This is a genomic window from Lactobacillus sp. ESL0259 (assembly GCF_003693045.1).
Classification (GTDB): Bacteria; Bacillota; Bacilli; order Lactobacillales; family Lactobacillaceae; genus Lactobacillus; species Lactobacillus melliventris.
Window position 1 is genome coordinate 1 of record NZ_REHP01000003.1, and the last position, 12,131, is coordinate 12,131.

Sequence of the window (12,131 nt, forward strand, 5' to 3'; positions counted from 1 at the left end):
CCATCAATAGATCTATGTGATGTGATATGTAATTTCTCTTGAATTTCTTTTGTACTAAATCCTCTTTGATACAAATCTACTGCTTCTAATTTTGTTTTTAGTAAATATTTAGACATAAGAAAACCCCCGAATTGGAATCTTTGTCCAATTCTAGGGGTTAACTTCAAAAAGGTTGTTTTTTTACATTTTTTCTAAACGTTTGATTCTGTCCGCTGTTGGTGGATGGCTATCAAACAAATGGGTAAAACTGCGTTTTTTACGCATAGGATCTTCAATATACATTCCCGCACTGCTGGGATCAGCTTTTTTCATTGGTGCAGAGCCGTCAATTTTTTCAAGCGCCGAAATTAGCCCTTGAGGATTGCGCGTTAGCTCTACTGAAGAAGCATCAGCAAGGTATTCGCGGTTACGTGACAATGCCATTTGCGCTAAACTGGCACAAATAGGCCCCAAAATTAAGACAAACGCTATAGCTATTACCTTAAAAATGACAACGATAGTGCCACCACTATCATGATCACTATCACGATCATCATCAATCCACCAGATATAGCGGCTGGCAATCCCAGAAAGATAAGAAATGACTCCTACCAGCACTGCCGCGATAGTAGAAACTAAAATATCGTAGTTTCTGATATGAGAAATTTCATGACCCAAAACTCCTTCCAGTTCCTCCCGGTTCATCATATCGAGTAAACCTTGAGTAACTGCAACTGCTGAATGGTTCGGATCCCTTCCTGTCGCAAATGCATTAGGGCTGGCGTCATCAATAATAAATACCCGTGGCATGGGCACACGACCAACTAGTGCCATATCTTGCACAACGTGCCATAACTCTGGATTATCTTGTTCATGAACTTCTTGGGCATGATTGAGGCTCATAACCATGTTTGCCGGATTGGGCAAGACAATTAGCATGTAAATTATACTAAAAATCACTGCAATAACTAAACCTAAAATTGGTCTGTTGCTAAAAAGGTAGCCTAATCCCGCACCTACAAGTGCCAAGATAATAACAAACAATCCCATAATACCCACAGTTTTGCGCTTATTGCGGGCAATTTGTTGAAATAACATAAAACTGACCTAGTATTTAAAATTTTACTTTAGGTACTTCTTTTTCAGATTCACTGGTTTGCAAGTAGTCAACTTTCTTAAAACCATGAATGTGAGCAACAATATTGGAAGGAAAGGTTAAAAGTTTTTGATCGTATAAAGCAGCAGATGAATTATAAAGCTGCCTTGAATAGGCAATTTTATTTTCAGTATTAGTCAATTCCTCTTGCAATTTCAAGAAGTTTTGATTGGCTTTAAGGTCAGGATAATTTTCTGATAAGGCAAAGATGGACTTAAGCGCATCAGAAATTTGGTTAGAAACTTTTAAGGTTTGTGCATGGTCATCGCTGGGAATGTTAGTTAACTGATTACGCAGCTGCACAACGTTTTCCAGTGTTTCTTTTTCGTGTTTGGCATATCCTTTGGTGGTTTCGACTAAATTAGGGATCAAGTCATTACGCCGCTTTAATTGGACGTCAATTTGGCTCCAGGACTCATCGGTGTAAACCTTGGCTTTTTGTAAGCCATTGTATACCGCAATATAGATTGCAATTAATAAAATAATAATAATTACAATTATCCAAGTTAAACTGTTCATAGTCTTCCTCCTTATATATCTCTTAATTATAACTGATTAAGAGACTTTTGAGTATAAAAAAGGAGCTTATACTACCTTTCGTTAGCAAAGCTTTACTAAATTGATTATTAAATTAATAAAAGTCCCCAGCCTACAACTGTCAAGACCAGCAAACCTATGAACTGCATTACAGTCCATTTTTTGAAAAATTCTCCCCTTGAGACTGTCGCATTTTGGGTAAAAGTTTTGAGCACCAGCATATTTGCCATTGAACCAATCGGTGAACCAAAGCCACCTATATTGGAACCTAAAAACAATGCTTTAGCATAAGGGGTAAATTTACCAACTAAAATGGTTGCAGGAACATTACTGATAATTTGACTTGAAATAATTGACGTGAAGTAAGCTGAAGTTTCTGAATTGATCATTGTATGGATAATGCTGACGATCATCGGAATTTGTTGAATGTCACTAATGAAAATAAAGAAACACGTGAAAGTTAATAGTAGAGCAAAATCAACCTTAAGCAAGATTCTGGGGTTTATTAATAATGCCAGGATAATTGCAACAATTAGCGGAATTACCACATTAATAACTTTAAATACGCCCAAGAAGAATAGTGCAAACACTGCTGTAGTAATGATTGTTGGTCTTAAGCTGATATTAATCTGTTTAACATCCTGCCGCGGAATTTTTTTGCGGGGGATAAAGTGAAAAATAATCAGCGTAATAACCAGTGCCATTATTAAATAGGGCAAAGACCATGAAAAAAATTGGACAGCGTTAACAGAATATTTACTAACTAAAAAGATGTTATGAGGGTTACCCCAAGGAGTAAAGGCAGCCCCAATGTTTGCACCCATACCGATTAAAGTAACGGGTAAAATCTGGGGTAAATCACATCTCTTAGCAATATTCAAGTATAGGGGAATCAATGTAAGCGCTGTTATGTCATTGCCCAAAAACATTCCCGCGATAATTGCTAAAGCCGTAAATAAAATATTTAGTTTTTGCATATTATCAGCAATACTGGTCAGTTTATACGCGAGCACATCAAGGACGTGTAAGTAGGCGTATATTTGAATAATGATTAGCATCGCGGCGACTGAAAAGATCGTATGTAAGTTAATGTCTTCAAACCGCGGTCTAGCAAAAAAAAGACTGATAATCGTTATTACAAAAGTAATTTGCAGGATTTTATCGCTAAAAACCTTTTTCAAGACGGTCATAAAATGTCCCCTTTCACAAGTTATAATCATCTGTAATCGCTATATACATTTTGACCTTTTTTTCCCTTATTAGCAATAATAATTTTTTAGATTAAGGGATACTTTTACTATAAACATAATTTTTGACACTATAACTTAATATATCCTATACTTGAGAAAATTGCTAAGGATTAGGAGGAAATATTAAAATGAGTAATTCCGAAACAGTTAAAATGAACGTTAAATCAGGTGCTGCTGATAAAATTAAAAAGAGTGTAAAAGAGGGGCAAGTTGTTTTATTATCGTTAAACGACGGCTCTAATAAATACTCTAATATTGCTGGCAGTTGTGCTGCCGGAACCCGTTTTCAATTTGTGGTCTTGGATAAGCAAGATCCAGACTTTTCAATTAAAGTTGAAAATAATGCGGGCTTTGACTTATACACCAGTCCTGCAGAAATGCAATATTTAGGCAATAACTTGGTAGTTGATGAAAAGAATGCAGCAATCAGCTTAGCTGACGACAGTGGCGTGATTGATGCTGCTATGACCGTTAGTGAAAATAATTAGTGTGATAAACTGATAATATTTAGTAAATATTATCAGATTTTAAGCGGTTCCAAAGGAACCGTTTTTTGATATTAAAAATCACAGTAAAATGATCTAGTACGAGCAAATCTTGCTTCATTATAGCTTAAGTGGTAAACTATATGAGATTTTCGAAAATCTGAAAGGAAGTATAGTACTATGCGTAAAGGTGAGAATTACAACACCGGTTGTGAACCAAACCAAAGACCTAAGAACAAGAAAAACGGCAAGAAACGTGTTGCGCACGTGGCAGCAGTTGTTGCTTTCTTGAACAAGGCCAAAGCAGACGAAAATAAATAGTTTGTTTTTAAATAAGACTAAAAGGTGGATGACATTACGTCCACCTTTTTTTATTATCTTAAATTGAGTAGAATTGAGTTAAATATTAATGTCTTATTTTAAGGAGAACATTCAAAAGTGAAGTTTCAATGCAGTGCGTGCGGTTTGCGTATCAATGCCAAACATTTTAAACAAGCAGGTTTGGTTAATCCCAAGTTAACCAGTATCTGTGATCTGTGCATTCAAAGAGGAAAAGTGCCGGAGAATTTTGCCAATAGCGCAGTTAAAGTTTTCGCGCAATGCCTGCTGTTTACCTTTGTAGGTAAGGATGAAGACAGTGGCAATACTTCTTTTTTGGTAGCTAAAAATGACCTGCGCAAGCGCTATGAGGCCTTCATTCAGGATTATGACGGCAATGAATTAGCCCAGCAGCAACTAGCAACACATGATTTTAACCAGGCCGTAATTGACAGCGAGACGGGTCAAACTGACTTTGTGCCCAGCAGCGAGTTTACTTTTGCCGAAAACCTAAGTAAATTAGGCTTAAACGTCGACTTTAAGCTCAATGAAGTGGATTATATTGACCGTGAGCGTATACGGGCCAAGTACCATTACCGCTGCCAATATTGCGGCAGGCGCGGCCGCAGCGTCGATCACAAAGATCCAGTTTCACTGTCACATAATAATGATTTTGACAACCTGATTTTATCTTGCACGGAATGCAACCGTATTAAGTCCAACATGCCCTATAAATTATTTGTCAGTTTGAATAATGAAATTCCTGAAGTTAACCAAAAACTGGTCAAATATGAAGACGCTCTTGCTACTTTGAAGGGTGAATTTGAAGAAAGACGCCGCGAATTAGCCGCTAAAATGCACCTGAAAGGCGTTGTTAATGATCCTGAACTTGACCAGATTCGTAAGCAAAACAAAAAATTGCAGGATGCAATTGATAGCTTGGAGAGCGATTATACTGACTTGCGTTCTTTACGCGAGCAGCATTTTATGACTGGCTGGAAACTGGCGCAAGTAAACGCAAAAGAAGATATTATTTAGTTTTTAAAAGGCTTACAATGAAATTAAGAGCAAAAGGAGGTCAGAAAATGAAGTCAACTAAATTCAAGCAAAATATTTTAACAAAAATAGGCATCAGTATGGCTGCCGCAGTACTAGGCATGATGAATGGCGTTAATCTGGTGCAGAATGTTGTGGCAGCTTCTGCAGCACCTGCTGCTAAAGATCAAACTGCAAAAAAAGCACTGGCTGCAACCAGCACTAGCAATAATCAGCTAGGCTTTTGGACTGGAACGGATGGCAGCTGCACTTGGCAATATGATGTCCTTACTAATACGCTGACTATTAGTGGTGCTAAAGGAGCACAATTGTCAAGCACACCTTTTACTAAAGAATTCAAATGGGCTGGAAGTATTGAACATATCGTTTTTGAAAGTCCGTTTAAGTTGTCTGCAAATTCAAAAGAAAAATTTGCTAATTTGAGATATTTGTCTGATATTAAGGGTTTAGAGAACGCTGATACCAGTGAGGTAACCGATATGTCAGGTTTATTTGCCGGTGATATGAACCTTAATAGCTTAGATATTAGTAAATTTGATACCGGTAAAGTTACAGATATGAGTAACATGTTCTTTAAATTAGGTATGGATAATGCTACTGCTACAGCAATAGATTTGAGTAAATTGAATACCGCAAATGTAACCACTATGAACAGCATGTTTGCGGCGGCCAATTTTAAAAAGCTGGATTTAAAAAACTTTAATACTAGCAAAGTAACCGATATGGCAAATATGTTTTCCGGTACCAAGGCAGAAACGATTAATGTAGATAGCTTTGATACCAGTAAAGTACAAAATATGAGCGGAATGTTCAATAATTGCCTGATTAAACAGCTCGACTGCTCAGGCTTTAATACCAAAAACGTAACGGACATGAGCAATATGTTTTCTCATAGTATGGACATAACAACTCTAAACTTGAGCAATTTTAATACTAGTAATGTTCAAAATATGAAAGCTATGTTTTTTGGAGATTCCAATTTGACCAGTTTGGATTTGAGTAATTTTGATACTAGTAAAGTAACTAATATGTCAGGTATGTTTTCAAACGATACAGCATTAAAACAACTTAATTTAACGGGCTGGAATACTGCCAATGTTACTGATATGAGCACTATGTTTGCACGATTAAAAAATATGGTTAGCTTGGATATTAAGCACTTTAATACCAGCAAGGTAACTGATATGTTTGGCATGTTTGAGGGTGCTGAAAATTTAATTGATTTTGATATTAGTAATTTTGATACCAGCAAGGTCACTAGCACCAGCTATATGTTTTCTGGTATGAAAAAAATTACCAGCTTAGATTTAAGCCATTTTAATACTAAGTCCAATAAAAATTTGTCTGAAATGTTTAGTGATGATGACAACTTAAAGACGGTTAATTTGAAAGGCTGGAATACCAAACGGGTCAGGAGTATGAGTCGCATGTTTAAAAACGACCCGCAGCTGGTCAATATTAATTTAAGTCATCTTAAAACTAATAGTCTCACTGAAGCTTATGAGATGTTTAAAAATGATCGGAGTCTCAAAACTGTTGATTTACATAATTGGAACACCCGTAAATTAACTGAAGTAAGTGAGATGTTTGCTCAATGTCCTAATCTGACTAAAGTTAATTTACATGGCTGGCACATGCCTAAACTGATTGATGCGACTGATATGTTTATGCAGGACAAGAAATTAGCAGGGGTTGATCTGACTAATTTTAATATTCATAACAGCAGGATTTTAAATCAGGCAGGCAATCCTAAAGGATTTGCTGTGAAGCTGGGCCATTACCGTTTGCGTAAAAGTTCAGGTGTAGGTCAAGGATTTAAGCACATTCAAGCTGTAGGTAAAGGTACAATTAGAAATCCTAAAGGCAAAAAATATACTGCAAAGCAATTATTCAAGCTGTATAATCATTCTGCCAAAAAGAGCCCTAAAGAAACCTATGTCATGTATAACGGTAAAAAACCACAGTTACCAAAATCATTTCATTTTTGATCTTAAGTAAAATAAAAGGATTAGCTCATTGATATGATCCTCGAAATTATCTTAATTTGGGGGTCATATCACATTTTAGAACTAATCCTTTTTTGTTTGTCTTTCTAGTAAGCTTTAGGCGAATTCAGGGAAGTTTAAAGTTTTTATCTGTTTTTTAGTGGTTTTTAACAGCCAGATTGCCTGATCTACTTGCGCCAGCGTCGCTTTGCTCGACCGTAAGACAACAGCAGCATTAGCTAAAGCATAGTCATAGCTCTGCATAAGTCCATCATAGTGAACACTCTCGTTAATAGTTTGCTGTCCAGAAACAAAGTCTTTCTGGAGCTTCACTTTATCGCTGTCGGTTGCTACTTTTTGTTTCTGCTCGGCTGCTAACGAAGTGTTTACAGGAGAAAGTTTTATACCCCAGCTAAATTTCACATCACTTGCTTTGACGAAACTGTTAGCTGCTATTATTTTTTCACTGGTGGTGAGAATGGTTGGCCCATATTTTTTGTCAGTCGCCCGGGCCTTCAATTGTGTGCCATCATTATTGATAAGGGCTTTTCTATCTAAATTGTTACTCAGAAGGTGGTAATACAACTCAGCTTTGTTTGTAGCCGCATTCCAAATATAGAATAAGCCGTCAACATTAAAGTTAGACTGCTTTGCAGTGTTAAAACTAATTCCAACGGGTTTTCCTGTGGCGTCATAAAGCTTAACGTTTGCAGTAGTCTTTGCAGTAACAAAACTATAGGTTAAATCAGAGTAGTCAGTCGTTGGTAAGTAATTTCTCAGGTTGATACAGTTTTCATCTATGTATTCATTATGATGATTATGCAGGCGGAAAATATAGCCTTCAAAATCTTCTGCCCAAGGTTCAACGGCTAAATCAACTTTTATTTTCTGCCCCTTTTTTAAAATATGTTTGGTTTTCATTTCGTTTAAAGTCTGAGTGGCTGTCTTTTTAAGAACGGTGGCCGTTGTAACCCCATTGTAAGTTAAAGGATAACCATCTAAACTTGCCACATTATAGGCTTTGACATAGCGATTTTTACCAATGGCATAATAGTTTTTCCCTTTAATTTTTGTGAGTGGCAGATAGAAAATATGCTCATCGTTATCTGATTTAAAGTATTTACTATAATAGTATTTTGGTCTTGACTTAACTTGCTTAACTTTGCCTTGATATTTAACGATAGCTCGCTTAGGTAAAGTGTGGCCACTCTTGTTACCGGCTTTAGTATAAACAGCTGATTTTTGTAATAAAACTAATTTGCCCTTTTTACTGTTTTTACCGTTAACTTCCTTGACATCTGCGGCATTAATGTAGCAACCTTTACCAATATTATAGAATTTTTGGCCCTTAATTCTTTTAGTGCCGTAGTATTTCATAACATCTGCATTAAAGCTATAGATATACTTATAACCACTGGCATCATCTTCCGCATATGGCAAATATTTTTTCTTGTTTTTAATTTTATGACCATGTTTATTATAAAGATGGGCACCATAGATTAAAGTAATTTTACCCTTTGCGGTCTTTTTACTGCTTTTAGCAGCCGCTACTGTTTGTATTTGATCGTAATTTGCTAAAAGCGGAGTGACGACCAGTGTCAAAGCCGTGATCGCCAAACAGATTTTTTTGGTAAGTTTCATGATTTACCTCCTTACTAATCTTTCCTACTAAATTTATTATAACCTAATATAGGGGTAGTACTACATGTCTTACAGTAAAAGAATAACAGTCTGGCAAAGTTTAACTTAAGTTTTAAATTATTAATTAGATTTAAGCAAAATGCCCTTATAATAATGGTAAGAGAAAAGAGGTCACAAGATGAAGTTACCAAATTTAATCAAGTTTAAAAAAACTGGGATAGGTATTGCAACAATGGCATTAGGTTTAGTCGTAACGGTGCAAACTAACTTAAATGTAGCTGCAGCAGCAACTCCTACTGTTGTCCCAATTAGTGCGACAGGTTTGCCATCTGATGCCGGTCTTTGGACTGGCACTGATGGCAGCTGTACGTGGAAATACGACGTTATTAGTAGAACTCTACGGATTAGTGGCCCGCAAAAGAGCAGTCAATTATCCAGCACACCATTTTTAAAGCAGTTTAAATGGTCTGGTAATATTGAGCATATTGTGTTTGAAACACCGATTCAAATGGCTCCGAATTCGGCAGAAAAGTTTGCCGGTCTTGAGTATTTGGAGGATATTACAGGTCTCGACAAAGTTGATACTAGTCAAGTGACAAATATGGCTTTGCTTTTTACTAATGACAAAGCACTAGCTAAAGCTGATGTTAGTCACTTTGATACCAGCCAAGTGACTAGCATGGAACGAATGTTTGACAACACAGCCTTAACAGAAGTAGATTTGAGCAGTTTTAATACCAGCAAAGTCACTAATATGAGCGGTATGTTTAGAAACAGCCCGATGAAACATCTTAATCTGAAAAGTTTTGCTACCAGCCGAGTGACCAATATGGCAGAGATGTTTGCGGATAGCCATGTGGCAGAACTTAATCTGGCTAATTTTGATACTAGTAATGTCACTAACATGGCTGGTATGTTTGCTGGAATAAAAGTTCCTGAACTAAATCTTAAGCACTTTGATACCAGAAAAGTTAATAATATGTCCGATATGTTTTCCAGTACCCAAAATTTGTCAAGTCTTGATCTGAGTAATTTTGCTACCAGTCAAGTGACTAATATGGCGGAAATGTTTTCGGGCAGTAAAGTTATTCACTTAAGCTTGGCTAATTGGGACACCAAAAAAGTCACCAGTATGAAAAATATGTTTCAAGGGTGTTCTAACTTAACTAAACTTGACTTAAGTGGCTTTAATACTGGTAATGTTACAGATATGTCGGGGATGTTTGCAAAATTCGCTCACTTGGATCAGCTAAATTTCAGTCACTTTGATACGAGTAAAGTTAAAGATATGAGAGAAATGTTCGCTCACAATCCGGCTGTTGCTAGTTTGGATTTAAGTAGTTTTGATACCAGTAGCGTTACTAATATGATGTCGCTGTTTTCTGGAGACAGTTCTTTGACCAAACTCAATTTAACTGGTTGGAACACCAAGAACGTACGCTGGATGAATTATATGTTCAGTGGCAACAGCAGTCTAAAAGACATTGACTTGAGTCACTTTAATACTGCCAACGTTACTGATATGCTTAGGATGTTTAAGGGCGCAAAAAGTCTTGAGCAGCTTGACCTGCATACTTGGGATACCCGCCAAGTTACCAGGGTCAGCGAAATGTTTATGGACTGTGATAATCTTGTTTTTGTTGATCTGCGTGGCTGGCGATTACCAAAAGTGTATGATTCAACAGAAATGTTTGCTAATGATCAGAAGCTCGCTGGAGTTGATTTAAGCCATTTTAATATTCATAATAGTCAGATTTTGAAAAATGCTGGCAATCCCAAAGGCTTTGTTGTCAAGCTAGGACATTACCGGTTACGTAAGAGTTCGGGAGTGGGCAAAGGCTTTAAACATATTCAAGCAGTGGGTAAGGGCACAATTAGAAAACCTAAAGGCAAAAAATATACGGAAAAACAATTGCTAAAGCTGTATGACCATTCTGCTAAAAAGAGTCCTAAAGAAACTTATGTCATGTATAATGGCAAAAAGCCCCAACTTCCTAAAGGGTTTAAACTTAAGTAAATAAATGCAAAAAAAGCTAGTTCGTTTTAAGTACGAATTAGCCTTTTTGTTTTATATTAAAGAATTTAATCGCCCTGAGGGACAGACATAGTTGTCAGCTGCTCTTTTGCCGTTTTAACGTACCAGACAGCTTCATCTACCTGAGCGATAGTTGCTTTATCAGATCTTAACATAGCAGAAGCATTTCTTAAAGCACAATCATAATTAGACATAAGATCATCATAAGCGCTATTTTTTGCTATATCTTTTCCTTCATTAAAAAGTGTGAGCAGTTCCTGCTTGTCAACTCCTGTAGCAATCTTTTGCCCATTTTCAGCCTGCTCAATCGTATTCAGAGCTTTCAGCTTTAATCCACTAACGTATTTCACATCGTTTACCTTAATAAAGTTATTGCCATAAATTAGTGCTTGCTTTTTTGCAGGGTAAGTTGGCTCTGAATTTGGTGCTGGTATTGGCTGGCTGTCACCAATCACACTCTCGTTGCTGTAATTTAAACAATGATAAAACAATTCCGCCTTGTTTTCCTCGGGTACCCAGAGGTACATTAAGCCGTCAACTGTAAGATTACTGTATTGCGGCTTTATGATGCGTTTACCAATTGCCTTGCCAGATGTATCATAAAGTTCAACGCTGTTATTTGCTAGTGGAGTAACGTAGGTGTAAACCAAGTCACTATAATCAATAATAGGCAGATTTCTTTTCAGCTTAACATTGTCCTCATCAACATATTCATCCGGGTAATCATGTAATCTGTATATATAGCCCTCGAAGCCATCACTTTCATAAGGAATAACAGTTAAATCAAGTTTAATCTTTTGTCCCTTTTTGAGTTTGCGCTTTGCGGCAGAAAAATTTATTGTTGTAGTATAGGTTTTTTTAGTGACTGTGGCATTTACAGTGCCGTTGTAACGAGCAATGTGACCATTAATGTAACCGACATTGGCTGCCTTGATGTAGCGATTATGCCCTAAAGAATAATAATATTTCCCTTTAATTTTATAAGTAGGTATGTATCGGGGTTTGAAGTATCTGTCTATATCTTTAAGATAGTAAAAATATTTGGGTGTTTTAGTAGCAGTCTTAGCTTTTCCTTGATACTTGACAATTGCATTAGTTCTTAATTTCTTACCGGTTGCTTTGCCAGTCTTGGTGTAAATCAGTGAATTGTGATTTATTACTAATTTGCCTTTTTTAATATTGCGACCTTTTACTTCTAAAATTGCGACATTTTTAACGTAATAGTTATGTCCAAGGTTGTAAAATTTTTGCCCGTTAATTTTTTTAGTGCCGTAGTATGGATAACTGGTCCTGCCGTCACTATATTCATCAATTTCCATATCAGTAATCACGTACCCCTTGGGGTCAGCAGCAAAGCCGTTAGGAACGGTATAACCGTGATCAATATTCAATTTTATTTTATGGCCTGCTTGAGTATAAACATAATCGTTTTTAAGCAGCGTAACTTCTCCTTTAGGTTTCTGAGCAGCTTCTACTGTTTGGGAGTTAGCGGTATATGGTAATAATAGACTGCTGGCTAGAGTCAGTGCTGTTAAGCCAATGCCAACTTTCTTGAAAAATTTCATTTTATGACCTCGCAAAAAATTACTTAAGTTAATATCATTGTAACCTAAACTGCTGCTTAAAATTGTTTTATTATATAAATTACTTAAACTTTTGCGTAGTTTTCAATATTTTGGTAAGGGTAAA

General features: G+C 36.5%; 10 protein-coding genes. 5 read left to right on the forward strand and 5 right to left on the reverse strand.

The genetic code is table 11. The features are described 5' to 3' along the window. Positions 1–180 precede the first annotated feature (180 nt). From htpX to F5ESL0259_RS00735, 3 genes are all read right to left on the reverse strand, one after another. A complete protein-coding gene (htpX, locus tag F5ESL0259_RS00725) occupies positions 181–1,077 on the reverse strand; it encodes a zinc metalloprotease HtpX (protein ID WP_122025507.1) in 897 nt (298 codons plus the stop codon). Positions 1,078–1,093: 16 nt separating this feature from the next. Then, positions 1,094–1,654 (reverse strand): LemA family protein, encoded by a 561-nt coding sequence (locus F5ESL0259_RS00730; protein WP_110445437.1) that lies wholly within the window; start codon positions 1,652–1,654, stop codon positions 1,094–1,096. Between the two features lie 107 nt (positions 1,655–1,761). Next, positions 1,762–2,862 (reverse strand): SLC13 family permease, encoded by a 1,101-nt coding sequence (locus tag F5ESL0259_RS00735; RefSeq protein ID WP_122037147.1) that lies wholly within the window; start codon positions 2,860–2,862, stop codon positions 1,762–1,764. Positions 2,863–3,050: 188 nt separating this feature from the next. Between F5ESL0259_RS00735 and F5ESL0259_RS00740 the strand changes: the two genes are divergently transcribed. From F5ESL0259_RS00740 to F5ESL0259_RS00755, 4 genes are all read left to right on the forward strand, one after another. Further along, positions 3,051–3,410: an iron-sulfur cluster biosynthesis family protein gene (locus tag F5ESL0259_RS00740; RefSeq protein WP_046324134.1), complete on the forward strand. Its 360-nt coding sequence runs from the start codon at positions 3,051–3,053 to the stop codon at positions 3,408–3,410. Positions 3,411–3,587: 177 nt separating this feature from the next. Next, positions 3,588–3,728, forward strand: a complete 141-nt coding sequence (locus F5ESL0259_RS00745) for a hypothetical protein (RefSeq protein WP_090094091.1) — start codon at positions 3,588–3,590, stop codon at positions 3,726–3,728. 117 nt (positions 3,729–3,845) lie between these two features. Further along, complete coding sequence (locus tag F5ESL0259_RS00750) at positions 3,846–4,763, forward strand: HNH endonuclease (protein ID WP_122037148.1); 918 nt, start codon at positions 3,846–3,848, stop codon at positions 4,761–4,763. Between the two features lie 47 nt (positions 4,764–4,810). Beyond that, positions 4,811–6,769 carry a BspA family leucine-rich repeat surface protein gene (locus F5ESL0259_RS00755; protein ID WP_158595978.1) on the forward strand — a complete coding sequence of 653 codons (1,959 nt, stop codon included), beginning with the start codon at positions 4,811–4,813 and terminating at the stop codon, positions 6,767–6,769. Between the two features lie 114 nt (positions 6,770–6,883). Here F5ESL0259_RS00755 and F5ESL0259_RS00760 read toward each other — a convergent pair whose 3' ends face one another. Further along, positions 6,884–8,407, reverse strand: a complete 1,524-nt coding sequence (locus tag F5ESL0259_RS00760) for an SLAP domain-containing protein (RefSeq protein ID WP_122037150.1) — start codon at positions 8,405–8,407, stop codon at positions 6,884–6,886. A 178-nt stretch (positions 8,408–8,585) separates the two neighbouring features. Between F5ESL0259_RS00760 and F5ESL0259_RS00765 the strand changes: the two genes are divergently transcribed. Continuing rightward, on the forward strand, positions 8,586–10,424 hold the full coding sequence (locus tag F5ESL0259_RS00765) for a BspA family leucine-rich repeat surface protein (RefSeq protein ID WP_122037151.1): 1,839 nt from the start codon (positions 8,586–8,588) through the stop codon (positions 10,422–10,424). A gap of 65 nt (positions 10,425–10,489) precedes the next feature. Here the strand turns inward: F5ESL0259_RS00765 and F5ESL0259_RS00770 are convergent, their stop codons facing one another. Continuing rightward, positions 10,490–12,007 carry an SLAP domain-containing protein gene (locus tag F5ESL0259_RS00770; RefSeq protein ID WP_122037152.1) on the reverse strand — a complete coding sequence of 506 codons (1,518 nt, stop codon included), beginning with the start codon at positions 12,005–12,007 and terminating at the stop codon, positions 10,490–10,492. Positions 12,008–12,131 lie beyond the last annotated feature (124 nt).